Consider the following 19,268-nt stretch of genomic DNA (forward strand, 5'->3'; position numbering starts at 1 on the left):
TACGCTTTCCTCTTTCAGAGTCACCCCCTTTTTCAGGAAGTTTTTCTCCGGCGATTCAGAACCGCTGAACCGCTCAACGCCGCGTGGCGTAAGCCGCCGTGCCGTGTCGATGGAGGCGCATTATAGGGAGTAATTCGGGCCTGACAAGCGTTTATTGCAAAAATATGACCGTTAGGTTCATTTTTCGGCAAAGAGGCTTTTTTTAGCGCAATTTGCCGCTCATTTGCACAAATTCTTCGGCAAATCTCTCTACCTGCTGCCAGTCGGTGTACTCCACCTCTTTACTGGTGTCAGTCTCTCCACCGGTCATACGCATAATCAGCTGGATCATTACGCGATCTGACCAGCGATAGCGCGGATAACGCAGCGCGCCGGCGAACACGGCGCAGCTGTCGGGCTGCCAGGGCGAATGCAGTAGAAACTTCCGCGTATAAGCGTTGGTCTGCGGCGTCCGCTTTTCCGGCTTGCGCGCGGTCAGGTTTACGGAAAAGAAACCGCTAATACGCTGCTGCAGCTGGGCAAGGTGTTTTTTCACGAAGCGGCCTAACGCCGGATGGAAATGGCCATAGCGAATCGATGCGCCAATCAGTACGCGATCGTACTGCTCCCAGTCAAGGTGCTGAACGTGCAGGATGTTCATCACGTCGCATTCCTGATGCGGTTTGATGGTATTAGCCATATAAGAAGCGATTTCGCGGGTTTGTCCATCGCGGCTGGAATACAGAATCAACGCCTTCATTGTCCTCTCCTTTTTTACTCACGCCAGAACGTTGGAGTAAACAGCACCAACAGCGTGAACACTTCCAAACGACCGAACAGCATAGTCGAAATCAGAATCCATTTTGCAACGTCATTCATTGAGGTGAAGTTATCAGCCACCACGCCCAGACCTGGACCGAGGTTATTCAGCGTTGCGGCCACCGCGGCAAAGGCGGAAAAGTCATCAACGCCGGTGGCGATAATCGCCAGCATACTTAACAGGAACACCAGCGCATAGGCGGAGAAGAAGCCCCAGACCGCCTCCAGAATACGCTCCGGCAGGGCGCGATGTCCCAGCTTGATGGTATAAACCGCATTCGGATGCACCAGACGCTTCAACTCGCGCGATCCCTGCTTAAACAGCAGCAAAATACGGATTACCTTCAGGCCGCCGCCGGTTGAACCGGCACAGCCGCCGATAAAGGCGGAGCAAAGCAGCAGCACCGGCAAAAACAGCGGCCAGCGCGCGATACTGTCAGTGGTAAATCCTGCCGTGGTCGCCATCGAGACAACCTGGAAAAAAGCCTGGTTCAACGTCTGCCAGCTACTGGCATAAACGTTGTGAAACCATAGTACCAGGGTGCAGATAACCACCAGCGTAAACTGTACGCCAATAAACATGCGAAACTCAGGATCGCGCCAGTAAACGCGCAGGTTGCGCCCGCTCAACAAAGAGAAATGCAGCCCGTAATTACAGCCGGAAATCAACAGAAACACGGCGATGATGGTATTGATCGTCGGACTGTTAAAATAGCCTACGCTGGCATCATGGGTTGAAAAACCGCCGATGGCGATGGTAGAAAAACTATGCCCTATCGCATCAAACAGCGGCATGCCCGCCAGCCAGAGCGATACGGCGCAGGCCACGGTCAATAATACATAGATAAGCCACAGCGTTTTAGCGGTTTCGGCAATGCGGGGGCGCATTTTGTTATCTTTTAGCGGTCCGGGCATTTCCGCCCGGTAAAGCTGCATTCCCCCTACTCCCAGTATCGGCAGGATCGCCACCGCCAGAACGATGATGCCCATACCGCCCAGCCACTGTAGCATTTGGCGGTAAAACAGAATCGCTTTCGGCAGCGAATCCAGCCCTACCAGCGTGGTCGCGCCGGTAGTAGTTAAGCCGGAAAAGGACTCGAAAAAAGCGTCGGTAATCGACAGATTCGGATGCTCAGCGAAAATAAACGGCATCGCCCCGACGCTGCCCAGCACCGTCCAGAATAGCACGACGATTAAAAATCCTTCACGCGGCTTCAGGTCATTCTTTTGTTTGCGGTTCGGCCACCAGAGCACGGCGCCGATAAGCAGCGCCATAATAAATGTCTGACTGAATGCGCGCCCCGCGCCATCGCGGTAAATCAACGCCACCAGGCCGGGCACGATCATCGTTCCGGAGAACAGAATGACCAGCAACCCGACGATACGGGTAATGGCACGAAAATGCATTCTGCCGTTTCCTTAAGATAAAAATTAGGGGTCTACCGGTTCGAGCGTTAACGCTCCCCGGCTAACGTCCGTCAAATTTTGCGTAAATCCCGCAATCTGCGCATGGGGCAACGCCAATATGATCGAGACGACATCCAGAAAATCCGTCTTAAGTAGTTCTCCTTCAAAACGTTGCACCAGCCGCTCGATATCGCCCAGCTGCGCGTAATCGCAGCGTAGCCGAAAACGGCGCATCGGTATTTTCTGTTTGCGCGCCAGCTGCTTTAAAGCCAGCTGTACGCCGCCGCCATAGGCTTTTACCAGTCCGCCGGTGCCCAACATAATGCCGCCGTAGTAGCGCACCACTACTGCGGTAATTTCACCAATCCGGCTTCCCATTAGCTGCGCCAGCATCGGTTTTCCCGCCGTGCCGGAAGGTTCGCCGTCATCAGAAAAGCCGAGCTGCTGCGAGTCATCCGGATGACCCGCTACATACGCCCAGCAGTGATGGCGGGCCGTCGGATGCTCCGCTTTTATCTGCTGGACGAACGCCCGCGCCGCTTCTGCGCCCTCGGTATGCGCCAGCAGGGTAATAAAGCGGCTCTTTTTTATCGTCTCTTCGCTGATGCTGAGCGGCTCAGCGGGAATATCATAAACATCCATCATGCCAGGTGCAGGTTACGCGTCATATTCTCAATACGATCCGCATATATCACTACGTTATCTTCAATGCGAACGCCGCCATACGGCTGTAAGGCGTCAATCGCCTGCCAGTTGAAGTGCTGGCTGTGGTTGCCGTCACGCCACGGCGCCAGCAGAGATGCAATGATATAGAAGCCCGGCTCGATGGTCAGCACCATACGCGGCTCCAGCACACGGGTGCAACGCAGGAACGGGTACTGCTGCGGCGCGGCCAGATGCGTCCCTTTATCATCCTGCATAAAGCCGGCGACATCGTGCACCTGTAATCCCAACGGATGGCCCAGGCCGTGCGGCATAAAAGGCCCGGTCAGGTTTTCCGCCACCATCGCTTCCGCGCTGATGCCGCGTACCAGATCGAATTTCAGCAGCAGTTCGGCGATACGCTGATGCATTTGCAGATGGTAGTCGGTATAGCGCACGCCTGCTTTTAACGTATCGATTAAGGCTAATTCATGATGATTCATCTCCTGCACGATCTGCGCGAACAGCGAATCATTTTGCGCAGCGTAGGTGCGCGTCAGATCGGCGGCGTAGCCGTTATATTCGGCGCCGGCATCGATCAGGAAACTGCGGCGCTGCGGCGGCGTCTGATGATCGAGTTTGGTGTAATGCAGCACAGCCGCGTGCTCATTAAGGGCGACGATATTGCCGTAGGGCACATCGGTATCGCGATGGCCGGTAGCGGTCAGATAAGCCTGGTTGATATCAAATTCGCTCATGCCTGAGAGAAAGGCTTCCTGCGCCGCCCGATGCCCGGCTACCGCCAGCTTTTGCGCTTCACGCATGCAGGCCAGCTCGTAATCGGTTTTATAAGAGCGATGGTAGTGCAGAAAATCGAGCGCGCCCTGCGGGTTAATGCGTTCAGCGCTGATACCCAGCTGCATAGCGCGCTGCGGCGCCGGGCCGATATAGGCGACGTTTTGACGCTGCGCGGGCAGCAGGCTGCCAATCTCATCCGCTTTTTTCAGCGCGACGATCTCTATTTCATCGGTCCAGAAGCTGTGCGGCAGCGGCTCAACGCTGTGCCAGTAGTCTACCGGCGACCAGAACCAAAGCTTCGGCTTATTAACGCCATCCACCCACAGCCAGCAGTTAGGCACCTGGGTTACCGGCACCCAGGCTTTAAACTGCGGGTTCACTTTGAAAGGATAATCGTGGTCGTCAAGAAACACCGTCAGCAGCTCGCCGGAATGAATCAGCATAGCGTCCAGCTGGCAACGCGCCAGCACCTGCTGCGCGCGCTGTTGTAATGTTGCGATGTGATCTTTGTACAAGGTAGCCAGCGTATCCATTGTCGTACTCCGTATCTGCAAAATTGCCCGCATCTTATCACAGCGAAGGGGAGGATGCCGTGTCGCCGCCTCCTGTGATCTTGTTTGCAAATGATCAAACTTTCGTTTGCAAATAATTAACATAAATCCCACACTCTCGATCATCTGGTACGACCAGATCCCCTATTGCGGTTTCAGGAGACGGACATGCTCTATCAAGGCGACACCCTTTCCCTTGACTGGCTGGACGATGGCATCGCCGAGCTGGTTTTCAACGCGCCCGGCTCGGTAAATAAGCTGGATACGCAAACCGTAGCCAGCCTCGGCGAAGCCATCGCGGTACTGGAGAAGCAGACGGCGCTGAAAGGCGTTCTGCTTAGCTCAGCTAAGTCAGCATTTATTGTTGGCGCAGATATCACCGAGTTTTTATCGCTGTTTAACGCGCCGCCGGAAAAACTGGCGGCCTGGCTCGCCTTCGCTAACAGCATCTTTAATCGTCTGGAAGATCTGCCGGTGCCGACCATTTCCGCAGTACAGGGCTATGCGCTAGGCGGCGGCTGCGAATGTATTCTTGCTACCGACTATCGCATCGCCACGGCGGACGCGCGCATCGGGCTGCCGGAAACCCGGCTGGGCATCATGCCCGGCTTTGGCGGCTCGGTACGCCTGCCGCGTCTGCTGGGCGCCGACAGCGCGCTGGAAATTATCGCCGCAGGCAAAGATGTGGATGGCGACCGCGCGCTGGCGCTGGGACTGGTGGATGCGGTTGTGCCGCAGGAGAAACTGCGCTCCGGCGCGATCGCCATGCTAAAAATGGCCATCGCCGATGGCGAAAGCTGGCGTCAACGTCGTCAGCCCAAGCTCCAGCCGCTGAAACTTAGCCCCATCGAAGCGGCGATGTGCTTCAACGTGGCGAAAAGCATGGTGCAGCAAACCGCAGGCAAACACTATCCGGCGCCGCTTAAGGCAGTGAAAACTATTGAAGCGGCGGCGGCTTCAGGCCGTGACGAGGCGCTCAGGCTGGAAACCGCGGCCTTTGTCCCGCTGGCGCAGTCGAAAGAGGCGCGCGCGCTGGTCGGTATCTTTCTGAACGATCAATACCTTAAAAGCAAAGCGAAAAAGCTGGCGCAGCAGGCCTCCGCGCCGCAGCAGGCCGCGGTGCTGGGCGCAGGCATTATGGGCGGCGGCATCGCCTTTCAGTCAGCCTGGAAAGGCGTACCGGTACTGATGAAAGATATCAGCGAGAAAGCGCTGACGCTGGGCATGAGCGAAGCGGGCAAGCTGCTGAATAAACAGCTGGAGCGCGGCAAAATCGATGGGCTGCAGCTTGCGACGATACTTTCCACTATTCAGCCGACCCTTTCATTTTCCGGCTTTGAGCGTGCGGATATCGTGGTGGAAGCGGTGGTAGAAAATCCGCAGGTCAAAGCGCAGGTGCTGGCGCAAACCGAAGCGCAGGTGGGTGAAAATACCATCCTCGCCTCCAATACCTCAACCATCCCCATCAGCCTGCTGGCGCGCTCCCTGAAGCGTCCGGAAAACTTTTGCGGTATGCATTTCTTTAACCCGGTACATCGTATGCCGCTGGTTGAGGTGATTCGCGGCGAAAAAACGTCGGAAGCGACGCTGGCGAAGGTGGTCGCCTGGGCCAGTAAAATGGGCAAGACGCCGATCGTGGTGAACGACTGCCCCGGCTTTTTCGTTAACCGCGTGCTGTTCCCCTACTTCGCCGCCTTCAGTTTACTGTTGCGCGACGGCGCCGATTTCCGCCAGATCGATAAGGTTATGGAGAAGCAGTTTGGCTGGCCGATGGGACCTGCCACGCTGCTGGACGTGGTCGGCATCGATACCGCGCACCATGCTCAACGCGTGATGGCCGATGGTTTTCCTGCGCGCATGCGTAAAGAGGGGCGCGATGCCATCGACGTGCTGTTTGAGGCGCAGCGTTTTGGTCAGAAAAACCAGCGCGGCTTCTACGCCTGGGAAAAAGACAGCAAAGGCAAAACGAAGAAAGCGGCGGATAGCGAAACCGATACGCTGCTGCAAAGCGTTAGCGCCCCCGGACGCGTCTTTACCGATGAAGAGATCGTTGCCCGGATGATGATCCCGATGATTAACGAAGTGGCGCGCTGCCTTGAAGAACAGATCATTGCCAGCCCGGCGGAAGCGGATATGGCGCTGGTTTACGGCCTGGGCTTCCCTCCCTTCCACGGCGGCGCCTTCCGTTATCTTGATACCTGCGGCAACGCGGCCTTTGTCGAACTGGCGCAGCGCTATCAGGAACTTGGCCCGCTCTACGCGCTGCCCGACTCCCTGCTGGCGAAGGCGCGGCAGCATGAAAGCTGGTATCCGCCCGCCGAACCGATTACTGATATCGCGCTGGCGACGGCGTGAGGAGCAAAAGAATGGAAAAGGTCGTTATCGTTGATGCTGTTCGTACCCCTATGGGGCGCTCTAAAGGCGGCGCGTTCCGCCATGTCAGGGCGGAGGATCTCTCTGCCCATCTGATGCGCAGCCTGCTCAGCCGTAATCCGCAGCTGGAGCCGGCGGCGCTGGATGACATTTACTGGGGCTGCGTACAGCAAACGCTGGAACAGGGCTTTAATATCGCGCGCAATGCCGCGCTGCTGGCGGAAATTCCGCACAGCGTACCGGCAACCACGGTGAACCGTCTCTGCGGTTCCTCAATGCAGGCGCTGCATGACGCCGCGCGCGCTATTATGGTGGGCGACGCCCAGGCCTGCCTGATCGGCGGCGTGGAGCATATGGGACACGTGCCGATGAATCACGGCGTCGATTTTCATCCAGGCCTGAGCCGCACGGTCGCTAAAGCGGCGGGTATGATGGGGCTGACCGCCGAGATGCTGGCGCGTATGCACCATATCAGCCGGGACATGCAGGATGCATTCGCCGCCCGCTCGCACCAGCGCGCCTGGGCCGCCACGCAGGCGGGCCATTTCCGCAACGAGATCGTGGCGACCGGCGGACACGATGCCGACGGCGTCCTGAAGCGTTACGATTTTGATGAGGTGATCCGCAGCGATACCAGCGCCGCGGGCCTGGCAACCCTGAAGCCCGCATTCGATCCGGTGAACGGCACGGTAACCGCAGGCAGCTCGTCGGCGCTGTCGGACGGCGCGGCGGCGATGCTGGTGATGAGCGAATCACGGGCGCATGAGCTCGACCTGACGCCGCGCGCGCGCATCCGTTCTATGGCGGTAGTCGGCTGCGATCCCTCGATTATGGGTTACGGGCCGGTGCCCGCCACAAGGCTGGCGCTGAAGCGCGCCGGACTAACGGTCAGCGATATCGACCTGTTTGAACTGAACGAGGCTTTCGCCGCTCAGACGCTGCCCTGTATTAAAGATCTGGGCTTGCTGGAGCGGATTGATGAGAAAGTTAACCTTAACGGCGGCGCAATTGCATTAGGCCATCCGCTGGGCTGCTCCGGCGCGCGCATCAGCACCACGCTGCTTAACCTGATGGAACGGCGTGACGTCCAGTTCGGCCTTGCTACTATGTGCATCGGCCTGGGCCAGGGCATCGCCACCGTTTTTGAACGCCTCTGATACGCTATGCTGGTGGAACTCCCCGCCTGTCAGGGGCGGGTTTTTCCTGACGACGCAGGTTCGGCTCAGATAAAGGCGAAGGCATCGCCATACATATGCGCTTCCTGCGCGCCGCGTTCGGCACAGAAACGTTCTCTGGCGATCTTGGCCATCTCAAAGCGTCCGGCGATATAGATATCGTGCTCAGCCAGCGAGCCGAAATCCTGCATTACCGCCGTCAGCACGGTTCCGTTTCTGCCCTGCCATCCCGCTTCCGGCTGTTCGACCACCGGCACCACCTTCAGCTTCGGATGGCGAATCGCCAACGCGTCCAGTTCGGCCAGATCGTAAAGATGATGCGCCTCGCGTCCGCCCCAGTAAATCGCAATTTCGCGATTCGGCTGCTGCGCCAGTGCGGTCAGCAGGATAGAGCGCGCGTAGGAGAAGCCGGTGCCGCCCGCAATCAGAATCATCGGTCGCGTACTCTCTTCCCGCAGCCAGGCGTCGCCGTGTGGAATATCCACCACCACCTCGCGCTGCTGCTGGATGCGTTCCATCACCGCCATCGCATAGAGGTTAAGCTCAGAGGCGCCGATATGCAGCTCAATAATATCTTTTTCCATCGGCGTAGAGGCCATGGAAAACGGGCGCTTATCCCGTTCATCCATCACCACCATCAGATACTGTCCGGCGCGGAAGGTGAAATCCGCCGCCGGCACCAGACGTACGCGATAAACCGTGTCGGTAATCGCCTCTACCGAAGTCACTTTACAGCTTAACGTTGTCATCGTTCCCTCTGTCGGGTCGTCATTCGTAATTTGCTGCATCAGGATGACGGCAAATCGTTAAAAATTCCCAGCCGATCCCAGATAGCATCGACGCGCGCCGTGACCGCCGGATCTTTGACAATCGGACGTCCCCACTCGCGCTGCGTTTCGCCCGGCCATTTATTGGTGGCGTCCAGGCCCATCTTAGAGCCCAGCCCCGAAACCGGCGAGGCGAAATCGAGATAATCGATCGGCGTATTTTCAATCAGCACCGTATCGCGCGCCGGATCCATGCGCGTAGTGATCGCCCAGATTACATCATTCCAGTCACGTGCGTTCACATCGTCATCGCAAACAATCACGAATTTGGTGTACATAAACTGACGCAGGAAAGACCAGACGCCCATCATTACCCGTTTGGCATGGCCGGCGTACTGCTTTTTCATCGTCACTACGGCCAGACGATAGGAACAGCCTTCCGGCGGCAGGTAAAAATCGACAATCTCAGGAAACTGTTTAATCAGAATCGGCACCAGCACTTCATTAAGCGCCACGCCCAGCACCGCAGGCTCATCCGGCGGACGGCCGGTGTAGGTGGAATGGTAAATAGCATTGCGGCGCTGGGTAATATGGGTCACGGTAAATACCGGGAAGTCGTCGACCTCATTATAGTAGCCGGTATGGTCGCCATACGGCCCTTCCGGCGCCATATCGCCCGGTTCGATATAGCCTTCCAGCACTATTTCAGCGCTGGCTGGCACCTCAAGATCGCTGGAGAGACACTTCACTACTTCGGTCTTAGTGCCGCGCAGCAGGCCCGCAAAGGCATATTCTGACAGCGTATCCGGTACCGGCGTCACCGCGCCGAGAATAGTGGCCGGATCGGCGCCCAGCGCCACCGCGACCGGGAAACGCTCGCCGGGATGCGCCTTGCACCACTCCTGAAAATCGAGCGCGCCGCCGCGATGCGACAGCCAGCGCATAATAAGACGGTTTTTACCGATTACCTGCTGGCGATAGATGCCAAGGTTCTGACGCTCTTTATGCGGCCCGCGCGTAACCGTCAATCCCCAGGTAATCAGCGGCGCGGCATCGTCCGGCCAGCACTGCATCACCGGAATGCGCGACAGATCCACCTCGTCGCCCTGCCACACCTGCTCCTGACATGGCGCGCTGCGCAGCCGTTTGGTCGGCATGTTCAGCACCTGTTTGAACTGCGGCATTTTATCGAACAGATCGCGAAAACCTTTCGGCGGCTCCGGCTCCTTGAGAAACGCCAGCAGCTTGCCGACTTCCCGCAGCGCGCTGACCTCTTCCTGCCCCATGCCCAGCGCCACGCGCTTCGGCGTACCGAACAGGTTGCACAGCACCGGCATAGCGTAGCCTTTCGGATTTTCAAACAGCAGGGCCGGGCCGCCGGCGCGCAGGGTGCGATCGGCGATCTCGGTCATCTCCAGCAGCGGATCGACCTCCAGCGTTATACGTTTTAACTCGCCACGCTGTTCAAGCAGCGTAAGGAACTCGCGTAAATCGTGGTATTTCATCAGTTTCATTATTCAGGCCGCAGAATCAGCCATTATAAGGAGGATTCGGCGGATATGCTGAGTTTTGTGCTGTCCCCGCCAGCGAGGACAAAACACCTGTAGCGCAATCCTGTGGTTAATAGTTTTCTTTTTTGTTAAAAGATCGCGCTGCGAGTCTGAACCAGGGATGCGGTATTCGTCAATTCACAATGATGTAATTTACCGCGATCGCTGCGTTGCTAACTTTTTTTCAGGGGGGCCGTTATCGCCTGAATGGCGCTAAATACCTGGGCTGAGCGATATTCACCGCACGCGTGATGCCGCTACCGATTTGATAACAGTTTTGCTATTCTTAACCTTCATAAACTGGAAAGCGACATTATGGAATCCTGGTACCTCCTCTACTGCAAACGTGGTCAGCTATTACGCGCGAAAGAGCATCTGGAACGGCAGGCGGTACACTGCCTGAGCCCGGTGATCGCCATGGAAAAAATCGTGCGCGGCAAACGCACCACCGTAGAAGAGCCGCTGTTTCCTAACTACCTGTTCATTGAATTCGATCCGGAAGCGATTCACACCACCACGGTGAGCGCAACGCGCGGCGTCAGCCACTTTGTGCGCTTTGGCGCGCACCCGGCAATCGTACCGCCAGAGGTGATCGACGCGCTCAGCACCAACACGCCGGAGAAAATGATCGATCCTGATGTGCCCCGTCCGGGCGACCGGGTGGTGATCGTTAAGGGCGCGCTGGAAGGACTGGAAGCGATCTTTACCGAGCCGGATGGCGAAGCGCGTTCTATGCTGCTGCTTACCCTGTTGAATAAGCAGGTCAGGCAAAGCGTTGAAAACGGTTCGTTCCGCAAAGCCTGACGCTGGCATCGGCAGCCGCCGCCGTTGCCCTCTTCCTTTATGCTTCCGCTGCCGCCTGTTACAGGCGGAACAGACGTCGGCTGTTGGCGTCGGTTTGCTGCGCCAGCCAGGCGGCATCCTCGCCGCGCCACAGCGCCACCTGCCGCACGATATGCGGCAGAAAGCAAGGCTCGTTGCGGCGCGATGTCGGACGCGGGCGCATATCACGCGGCAGCAGCCAGGGCGCGTCCGTTTCCAACAGCAGCCGTTCGATCGGGATCTGCGGCAGCAGCTCGCGCAGCGTCATACCGCGCCGTTCATCGCATACCCAGCCGGTAATGCCTACCGACAGCCCCAGGCTTAAACATTCCGCCAGCTCCTCCGCCGTGCCGGTAAAGCAGTGCACCACCGCGCCGGGCAGGCGCGCAATCCACGGCTTCAGCACCGCGATAAAGCGCTGATGGGCATCGCGGCAGTGCAGAAATACCGGCATTTGCAGCTCTGCCGCCAGCGCCAGCTGCGCGTCAAACGCATACTCCTGCTGATCGTGGGCGGAAAAGTTGCGGTTAAAATCAAGCCCGCATTCGCCGAGCGCCACCACCTGCGGCTTTTCCGCCAGACGACGCAGCGTGGCGGCGGTATCCGCTGACCATTCGCTGGCATGGTGAGGATGTACGCCGGCGGTCGACCAGCAAAAATCAGGATGGCGCTGCGCCAGGCTCTGCGCCTGCTGGCTCTCCAGCGCGTTGGTGCCGGTAATCAGCATGCCGGTGAGGCCTGCTTCGCGCGCGCGCGTCACTACCTGCGCACGATCTTTCGCAAACTGCGTGCTGGTCAGGTTTACACCGATATCAAACATGGGGATGTCCTGAAAATATTAACCGCCCGAATGGGCGGTTAGCGATGGATATTTTCCCGCTCTGGCGGGCCCTGCGGCGCGCGTCAGGAGTCGATGTCCTGCTCTTCGTCGCGATCCTGACGCCCTTTGCCTACATAGAAGCGTGAACAGAATACGCCAACCTCAAACAGGCAGTACATCGGAATAGCGAGCAAAGTTTGCGAAAAAACGTCAGGCGGCGTCAGCAGCATTCCCACCACAAAGGCGCCAACCAGCATATAAGGCCGCTTCTGGCGCAGCGCTTCTGGCGTGGTCACGCCGGTCCAGCAGAGCAGCACTATGGCGATCGGCACTTCAAACGCCACGCCGAACGCCATAAACAGCGTCATGACGAAGTCCAGATAGCTGGTGATATCGGTCGCCATCGTCACGCCCTGCGGCGCGGTTTTGGCGAAAAAACCGAACGCCATCGGGAAGACGATGAAATAGGCAAACGCCACGCCGAGATAGAACAGCAGCGTACTGGAGAAAAGCAGCGGCATCACCAGACGACGCTCATGGCGATAAAGCGCCGGCGCGACAAAGGCCCAGATCTGGTAAAGGATCACCGGAACGGCGAGAAACACGGAGACGATAATGGTCAGCTTAATCGGCGTCAGGAACGGCGAAGCGACGTCGGTAGCGATCATGCTGGCGCCTGCCGGCATCTGCCTGATTAACGGCTGCGCCACCAGCTGGTAAATATCATTAGAGAAATAGACCAGCGCGAGAAAAATGACCAGCACGGCGATAATGCAGTTAAGCAGCCGTTTCCGCAGCTCGATCAGGTGGCTGATAAGCGGTTGGGTATCTTCAACGGCCATGTTTATCATTCATTGTTGGTTGAGGGGAAGCGGCGAGGTTTTCCTCTGCTGCGCCAGGCGCGGAAACGGAGGCGGCGCCCTGAGCGACGGGCGTCGCAGGCGACGCGGCGCCCTCTTCAGGCTGAACGGCAGGCTGCGGCGCGGCGCTGGCTGGCGCGGCTTCCGCGGCGGCGACCTGCGGCTTTTGCGCCGGCGCGCTGGCCTGCTGATCGGCACTGGCCGGCGTAACGCCGGTGTGCTCATCCTGCGGATGCTTTATCAGCGGATTATGAATCGTATGCGCTTCGTCGTCAGCCTGCTCATTTTCACCAAGATAAGAACGGCGCATCGAGTCTGCCGTTTTGCGCAGCTCCTCCATCGATTCCTTAAGCTCCGGCGAAAGCGTATCTTTGCTGGCCTGCTCGACTTTTTTCAGGCTATCCTGCAGTTCCTGCAGCTTCAGCTCCTGCGCCAGTTCGTTTTGTACGTTAGCCGCCAAAGAGCGCATTGCGCGAATCCAGCCCACCACCGTTTTTACCGCTATCGGCAAACGCTGCGGACCTAAAACGACCAGCCCGATGATAAACACCAGAACCAGTTCGCTAAAACCTATGTCGAACACGTTTTATACCTGCTCTTTATCTTTTTTTGCCTCTTCTTTACTTGCCGTAGTCGCCTGCTTATCGGTCAGCGGCCGCGCGTCAAATTCCGCATCCTGCTGTTTAGGCGTCTCTTTTTCGTCATCGCTCATCGCTTTTTTAAAGCCTTTGATAGATGAGCCTAAGTCTGAACCGAGAGTACGCAGTTTATTAGTGCCGAAGAGAAGAACTACGATTACGGCAATGATAAGTAATTGCCAAATGCTGATACCGCCCATGAGTATGCCCCTGAACAAAAATAAGAAAAAGGTGGAGAGGCAGTATACCTCAGCTTAATGGCCGGTGACGATGCGTTAGCCTGTCGCCCCAGCCACAAAATGCGATTTTACCTTTCCTGACAATCAGCCGGAACGTCGCCAGCCGGCCAGCCAGCACAACAGCCCCACCACGATCATCATGGTCGGCACCGCCTCCAGGCCGGGGCGCGCAATCAACAGCGCCGTGCCGCTCAGCAGCAGCGTGGCGCCGACGCCGAACAGATAGCGCGACTGATGCTGCCTTTCACGCTGTACGCTCATGTCATTCGCCAGGCGATCGACGCTGTGCTGTAGCCGCTTATGTTGCCGCAGGCTGTCGTAAAACAGCTCCGGCAGCTCCGGCAGTCGTTCAGCCCAGAACGGCGCCTTCTCTTTCACCGCGCGAATTATTGCCGGAATGCCCACCTGGTCTTTAATCCACTCTTCAAGGAACGGCTTCGCCGTTTTCCACAGATCGAGCTGCGGATAGAGCTGGCGCCCCACGCCTTCGATATAGAGCAGCGTTTTCTGCAGCAGCACCAGCTGCGGCTGCACTTCCATATGGAAACGGCGCGCGGTATTGAACAGGTTCAGCAGCACATGACCAAAGGAAATTTCCGCCAGCGGCTTCTCGAAAATCGGTTCGCACACGGTGCGAATCGCAAACTCGAAATCTTCCACGTTGGTATCCGGCGGCACCCAGCCTGAATCGACGTGCAGCTCGGCCACCTTGCGGTAGTCGCGGTTAAAAAAGGCGATAAAGTTCTCCGCCAGGTAACGTTTATCCGCTTTATTCAACGAACCGACAATGCCGCAGTCGATGCCGATATAGAGCGGATCGTGCGGATGCTCATAGCTGACAAAGATATTGCCGGGGTGCATATCCGCATGGAAAAAGCTGTCGCGAAACACCTGGGTAAAAAAGACCTGAACGCCGCGCTCCGCCAGCAGGCGCAGATTAACGCCATGCTTTTCCAGCGCCGCTACGTCATTGATGGGAATACCGTAGATACGCTCCATCACCAGCATAGCTTCGCTGCAGTAATCGGAGTAAACCTCCGGCACGTAGAGCAGGTTGCTGTTGTCAAAGTTACGCCGCAGCTGGATAGCGTTGGCCGCTTCCCGCAGCAGATTCAGCTCATCGATTAGCGTTTTCTCGTAGTCCGCCACCACTTCAACCGGACGCAGACGACGGCTTTCCGGCAACAGGCGCGGCAGCCAGCGCGCCAGACGATAAATCAGGCGCATATCGGCTTTGATAACCGGCAGAATGTCGGGGCGGATAACTTTAATCACTACCTCTTTGCCGTTCTCCTTCAGCGTGGCGGTATGCACCTGCGCAATAGAGGCGGAGGCCAGCGGCGTAATATCAAAATCATCGAACCAGGACTCTACCGGGCCGCCCAGCGATTTCTCAATTTGCTCTTTGGCGCGCGCGCCGTCGAATGGCGCCACGCGGTCCTGTAAAATCGCCAGCTGATCGGCAATTTGCGGCGGAAAAAGATCGCGGCGGGTAGACATCATCTGGCCGAATTTGATCCACACCGGCCCCAGCTCTTCCAGCGCCATACGCAGGCGCACGCCCAGCGCCAGATCTTTATGACGGTTGGGCAGCCAGAAAACGCCGCGGCGCCAGAGGCGGATCGGCAGCGTAATACGCAGGCGGGGGATCAGCTCATCCAGGCCATAACTTAAAAACACTTTGATGATGAAGTAGAGGCGGCGAATTTCTCCAGGCGTCATTTCGTCTCCAGCTGTCGCAGCCGTTGTTCAAATTGGTCGGCCTGGCGTTGCAGCGCATCGACTTCTTCGCCGTACCAGGCCATTTCCAGCGCGCCGGGCGCGACGCGCCACTCTTCGGTCAGGGTTTCCGCCAGATAACGCTGTTTGCGATCGATATCGCTGCGCAGCAGCTGCAGGCCGCGCCGCGCCGCTTTACTGATGCTTTCGGCCAGGATATCGCCCACCCACGGCGCCAGATATTCAGCCGGATCGAACTCGGCCATATCCATCAGCGCAGAAAACTGCTGCACCACCTGCAGATCGCCTTCCACTTCCAGCTCGCCGCTGCGGATCATGCCGGTGAGCCGTTGGCGATCGCGCAGCTTCGGCAGCAGCGCCAGGCGCGTTTTCACCGTGCAGTCGCAGCGATCCTGCCAGTCGCCCAGCACATCCACCTGCTGTTCGCTGAACACCAGCGTGATCGGCTGTGTCAGCTCCAGTAACTGCAGCTGCAGCACGCGTCCGTTCAGGCGCTGCCGGGCCGCTTTCAGGCCGCGATCGCGGTAAAGAATTCGATTCAGCGCGGTCTCCAGACCGGCGGTTAACAACGGGGTTAACGTCATTCGCTTTCCTGCTTAAAACTTGAACCCACGGTGCAGAGCGACAATCCCGCCCGTCAGGTTGTAATACGAAGTATTTTCGAAACCGACATCCATCATCACAGACTTTAGCGTCTCCTGATCGGGATGCATACGAATCGACTCCGCCAGATAGCGGTAGCTTTCCGCGTCCTGCGCCACCAGCTCGCCGATACGCGGCAGCACGTGGAATGAATAAGCGTCGTACACTTTGCTCAGAGGTTCCACTATCGGTTTGGAAAATTCCAGCACCAGCAGACGTCCGCCCGGCTTCAGCACGCGAAACATCGAGGCCAGCGCTTTCTCTTTATCGGTGACGTTACGCAGGCCGAAGGAAATGGTAATGCAATCGAAGTAGTTGTCCGGAAAGGGCAGCGCTTCGGCATTGGCCTGGACATAGCTGACATTGCCGATCACGCCGCTGTTGCGCAGTTTTTCACGCCCCATTTTCAACATGGAGCTGTTGATATCCGCCAGCACCACCTGCCCGGTATCGCCTACCAGACGGGAGAATTTTGCCGTTAAATCGCCGGTGCCGCCGGCTAAATCCAGCACGCGCTGCCCACGGCGCACGCCGCTGCAGTCAATGGTAAAACGTTTCCAGATACGATGGATGCCCATGGACATCAAATCGTTCATCAGATCATATTTCGCCGCAACGGAGTGGAACACCCCCGCTACCATTTCCGCCTTTTCCTCTTTTGCTACGGTACGAAAGCCGAAATGTGTCGTTTCCCTGGATTCATCTGCCATCTACTTCACCTGCTCCACAATCAAATATCTTTGCAGTGTAACAGAGTCCCCGTAGTCAGGCACGTTGGCCTGGCGTTATTCATGTATGCGGCGCAGGGTATCATGCCAGGCTGAAGCCCCCTGCTGCTGCGTGTCGTCCGGCTCGGCGGGCGCCTGTCGTTCCTCTTCGGAGCGGGCTTCTTCCGGCAGCGCCTGCTCCACTAATCGGGGGTTAATACTGCGTTTGACCTCCACGCCTAAGTGGCGAAAACTTTCGCTCTGGGCGATAAGATTGCCGCGTCCTTCCGACAGCTTTTTCATCGCCTGGCGGTAGCTCTCCTGCGCGCGATCGAAGTGCTGGCCGACGCTGGTCATATCATCGACAAACAGCCGCATTTTGTCATAGAGCCGGGCGGCGCGATCGGCGATGCGCTGCGCGTTGCGGCTTTGATGCTCATAGCGCCAGAGATTAGTAATGGTGCGCAGCGCCACCAGCAGCGTGGTGGGGCTGACCAGCATGATATTGTGCTGCAGCGCCTCGCTAATCAGCTCCGGCTGCCGATCGATAGCCAGCAAAAACGCCGGTTCGATGGGGATAAACATCAGCACGTAATCCAGCGAACGCAGGCCGGGCAGCTGCTGATAATCTTTGCGGCTGAGCAGGCGAATATGATTGCGGATGGCGGAAATATGCTCGCCGATCGCCCGCTCGCGCTGGATATCATCATCGGCGTTAAAATAGCGCTCATAGGCCACCAGCGTCATCTTGGCATCAATCACCACATCTTTGCCCTGCGGCAGACGCACAATCACATCCGGCTGCATCCGGCTTTGCGCATCCACCTGTATATTGACCTGGATTTCATATTCATGGCCGGCGCGCAGGCCGGACGCTTCCAGCACGCGGCTCAGCACCACCTCGCCCCAGTTGCCCTGGGTTTTATTATCGCCCTTCAGCGCTTTGGTAAGGTTGATCGCCTCCTGCGCCATTTGCGCGTTCAGCTGCTGCAGGTTGCGGATTTCATGCGCCAGCGTGTGGCGTTCGCGCGCTTCCTGGCCCAGGCTCTCCTGCACCTGACGGCGGAAGCCGTCCAGCTGTTCGCGCAGCGGCGCAATCAGGCCGTTCAGGCTCTGGCGGTTCTGCTCATCCACGCGGCGTCCGCTCTGTTCAAAGATACGGTTGGCAAGGTTTTCAAACTGGGCGCTGAGACGCTGTTCGCTATTGGTCAGCAGGCGCTGTTTCTCTTCGGCAGCGAGACGCGTTTCTTCCAGACGGATGGTGACTTCGCGCAGTTCAGCTTCCTGGGCGCTGTTTACCTCCAGCTGGTTGCGTAGCTCACGGCTCAGCTGTTCGCTTTCGTTGCGCCAGTAATCGAAGTGCTGAAGCTTTTCCTGCGCGGCGGTAAGCGCGCCATGCAGCTGTAACAGCTCTTTTTCACACAGCTGTCGCTGTTGCCGTTCCGTCTGCAGCTGCTGTTCCAGTCGGGCTTCCTGCTGCTGCGCCTGATCCAACGCCTGTTCCAGCAGCCGCCGTTCGGTTTCCTGCATCGCCTGCTCGCGCTGCGCGCGAAAATGGGCGAACAGCCAGCCCGCCAGCCCGCCGGCCAGCGCGAAACTTACGCCGACGATCAGTTGAATCTCCACCGCCCTCTCTCCTTACTGTCGCAAACAGAGCCACGGTAGAGGCGCACCTCAGGAATGTCCAGCTAAAAACGGGCCGACGGCGCGTCGGCCCTGAGGATCACGCCAGCAGGCGACGCGCGGCATCAACTACAATCGCCACCGCGTTGCTTTCGGTCTGCTTCATGGTCGCCGCATCCGGAATCTCTTTCTGGGTACGGTTCACGATCACTCCGGCCACCATGCCGGCGCGCAGCCCCTGGCTGGCGCACATAGTCAGCAGCGTAGCGGATTCCATCTCATAGTTGAGCACGCCCATCTGCTGCCACTCTTTCATCGAACCCTGGAAGCGGCTGACGACGCGGCCGGAGAAGGTGTCGTAACGCTCCTGCCCCGGATAGAAGGTATCGGAGGAGGCGGTAACGCCGATATGCGGCGTCGCGCCGGAGGCTTTCGCTGCTTCCACCAGCGCGGTGGTACAGGCGAAATCGGCGACGGCAGGAAACTCCATCGGCGCGAAGTGCAGGCTGGCGCCATCCAGGCGTACCGCCGCCGTGGTTACCAGCACGTCACCCACTTGAATATCGGGCTGAATAGCGCCGGTGGTGCCGACGCGCAGGAAAGTACGGATGCCCAGCTGCGCCAGCTCTTCCACGGCGATAGAGGTTGACGGGCCGCCGATGCCGGTGGAACAAACAATCACTGGTTTACCGTCCAGCTCGGCGCGCCAGCTGGTAAATTCACGGTGCGAGGCAAGATGCTGCGCATTATCCATCAGCGCGGCGATGCGTTTTACGCGCTCAGGATCGCCCGGCACGATAGCCAGCGTGGCGCCCTGCAGGTCCGCTTTAGTAAGTCCTAAATGAAACACATCTGACTGAGCCATTAATCCCCCTGAGAAAAATCGTTTAATTTCCCTACTCTACGGCAAGCATTACGGGAAATATGTGAAGAGAATCACTAGTGAAAATGAAAATTACATTTAACAAATAAAATAACGTGATTTTAGTCACATTAAAATCGATCGTGTGGCCGCGTTGCCGCCGCCTGCCGTGCGGTTTTATTCAACAGAAATATAAACAAAAGACAAAGGCGCATGCCGGAGCCTTTAGCTGATTTTGACTATAGTTAGCGAAT

At 57.7% G+C, this 19,268-nt stretch carries 18 protein-coding genes; 3 read left to right on the forward strand and 15 right to left on the reverse strand.

The features are described 5' to 3' along the window. Positions 1-202: 202 nt before the first annotated feature. From hemG to pepQ, 4 genes are read right to left on the reverse strand one after another with little or no spacing between them, the layout of a single operon-like run. Entirely contained in the window at positions 203-739 is a 537-nt protein-coding gene (gene hemG / locus FKM52_RS18350; RefSeq protein WP_141177609.1) for a menaquinone-dependent protoporphyrinogen IX dehydrogenase, read from the reverse strand. Between the two features lie 14 nt (positions 740-753). Beyond that, positions 754-2,205, reverse strand: a complete 1,452-nt coding sequence (gene trkH / locus FKM52_RS18355; RefSeq protein ID WP_141177610.1) for a Trk system potassium transporter TrkH — start codon at positions 2,203-2,205, stop codon at positions 754-756. A 24-nt stretch (positions 2,206-2,229) separates the two neighbouring features. Further along, the gene (locus tag FKM52_RS18360) at positions 2,230-2,847 is read right to left on the reverse strand and encodes an IMPACT family protein (protein WP_141177683.1); all 618 of its coding nucleotides are present in this window, start codon (positions 2,845-2,847) and stop codon (positions 2,230-2,232) included. After that, on the reverse strand, positions 2,847-4,178 hold the full coding sequence (gene pepQ / locus FKM52_RS18365) for a Xaa-Pro dipeptidase (RefSeq protein ID WP_141177611.1): 1,332 nt from the start codon (positions 4,176-4,178) through the stop codon (positions 2,847-2,849). The genes FKM52_RS18360 and pepQ overlap by 1 nt, the downstream gene beginning before the upstream one ends. Positions 4,179-4,364: 186 nt before the next feature. On the opposite strand from pepQ, the gene fadB reads away from it, so the two are divergent. Further along, on the forward strand, positions 4,365-6,551 hold the full coding sequence (fadB, locus tag FKM52_RS18370) for a fatty acid oxidation complex subunit alpha FadB (RefSeq protein ID WP_141177612.1): 2,187 nt from the start codon (positions 4,365-4,367) through the stop codon (positions 6,549-6,551). A gap of 11 nt (positions 6,552-6,562) precedes the next feature. Next, complete coding sequence (gene fadA, locus FKM52_RS18375) at positions 6,563-7,726, forward strand: acetyl-CoA C-acyltransferase FadA (RefSeq protein WP_141177613.1); 1,164 nt, start codon at positions 6,563-6,565, stop codon at positions 7,724-7,726. A 65-nt stretch (positions 7,727-7,791) separates the two neighbouring features. Here the strand turns inward: fadA and fre are convergent, their stop codons facing one another. Both fre and ubiD read right to left on the reverse strand, forming a co-directional pair. Then, the gene (fre, locus tag FKM52_RS18380) at positions 7,792-8,493 is read right to left on the reverse strand and encodes an NAD(P)H-flavin reductase (RefSeq protein WP_141177614.1); all 702 of its coding nucleotides are present in this window, start codon (positions 8,491-8,493) and stop codon (positions 7,792-7,794) included. Positions 8,494-8,531: 38 nt separating this feature from the next. Beyond that, positions 8,532-10,025, reverse strand: a complete 1,494-nt coding sequence (ubiD, locus tag FKM52_RS18385; RefSeq protein ID WP_141177615.1) for a 4-hydroxy-3-polyprenylbenzoate decarboxylase — start codon at positions 10,023-10,025, stop codon at positions 8,532-8,534. Between the two features lie 351 nt (positions 10,026-10,376). On the opposite strand from ubiD, the gene rfaH reads away from it, so the two are divergent. After that, complete coding sequence (rfaH, locus tag FKM52_RS18390; protein WP_141177616.1) at positions 10,377-10,865, forward strand: transcription/translation regulatory transformer protein RfaH; 489 nt, start codon at positions 10,377-10,379, stop codon at positions 10,863-10,865. Between the two features lie 58 nt (positions 10,866-10,923). On the opposite strand, the gene tatD is transcribed toward rfaH, so the two are convergent. From tatD to udp, 9 genes are all read right to left on the reverse strand, one after another. After that, positions 10,924-11,703 (reverse strand): 3'-5' ssDNA/RNA exonuclease TatD, encoded by a 780-nt coding sequence (gene tatD, locus FKM52_RS18395; protein WP_141177617.1) that lies wholly within the window; start codon positions 11,701-11,703, stop codon positions 10,924-10,926. A gap of 83 nt (positions 11,704-11,786) precedes the next feature. After that, positions 11,787-12,545, reverse strand: a complete 759-nt coding sequence (gene tatC, locus FKM52_RS18400; protein WP_141177618.1) for a Sec-independent protein translocase subunit TatC — start codon at positions 12,543-12,545, stop codon at positions 11,787-11,789. Then, positions 12,535-13,146, reverse strand: a complete 612-nt coding sequence (gene tatB, locus FKM52_RS18405; RefSeq protein ID WP_141177619.1) for a Sec-independent protein translocase protein TatB — start codon at positions 13,144-13,146, stop codon at positions 12,535-12,537. Before tatB ends, tatC begins: the two co-directional genes overlap by 11 nt. A gap of 3 nt (positions 13,147-13,149) precedes the next feature. Continuing rightward, on the reverse strand, positions 13,150-13,401 hold the full coding sequence (gene tatA / locus FKM52_RS18410) for a Sec-independent protein translocase subunit TatA (RefSeq protein ID WP_141177620.1): 252 nt from the start codon (positions 13,399-13,401) through the stop codon (positions 13,150-13,152). Between the two features lie 123 nt (positions 13,402-13,524). After that, positions 13,525-15,162 (reverse strand): ubiquinone biosynthesis regulatory protein kinase UbiB, encoded by a 1,638-nt coding sequence (gene ubiB, locus FKM52_RS18415; RefSeq protein ID WP_141177621.1) that lies wholly within the window; start codon positions 15,160-15,162, stop codon positions 13,525-13,527. Beyond that, the gene (gene ubiJ, locus FKM52_RS18420) at positions 15,159-15,764 is read right to left on the reverse strand and encodes a ubiquinone biosynthesis protein UbiJ (RefSeq protein ID WP_141177622.1); all 606 of its coding nucleotides are present in this window, start codon (positions 15,762-15,764) and stop codon (positions 15,159-15,161) included. The genes ubiB and ubiJ overlap by 4 nt, the downstream gene beginning before the upstream one ends. Positions 15,765-15,776: 12 nt before the next feature. Then, a complete protein-coding gene (gene ubiE / locus FKM52_RS18425; RefSeq protein WP_141177623.1) occupies positions 15,777-16,532 on the reverse strand; it encodes a bifunctional demethylmenaquinone methyltransferase/2-methoxy-6-polyprenyl-1,4-benzoquinol methylase UbiE in 756 nt (251 codons plus the stop codon). A 75-nt stretch (positions 16,533-16,607) separates the two neighbouring features. Next, complete coding sequence (gene rmuC / locus FKM52_RS18430) at positions 16,608-18,155, reverse strand: DNA recombination protein RmuC (RefSeq protein WP_141177624.1); 1,548 nt, start codon at positions 18,153-18,155, stop codon at positions 16,608-16,610. A gap of 97 nt (positions 18,156-18,252) precedes the next feature. Next, positions 18,253-19,017 (reverse strand): uridine phosphorylase, encoded by a 765-nt coding sequence (gene udp / locus FKM52_RS18435; RefSeq protein ID WP_141177625.1) that lies wholly within the window; start codon positions 19,015-19,017, stop codon positions 18,253-18,255. Positions 19,018-19,268 lie beyond the last annotated feature (251 nt).

It is taken from the genome of Mixta tenebrionis (genome assembly GCF_006517625.1).
GTDB lineage: Bacteria > Pseudomonadota > Gammaproteobacteria > Enterobacterales > Enterobacteriaceae > Mixta > Mixta tenebrionis.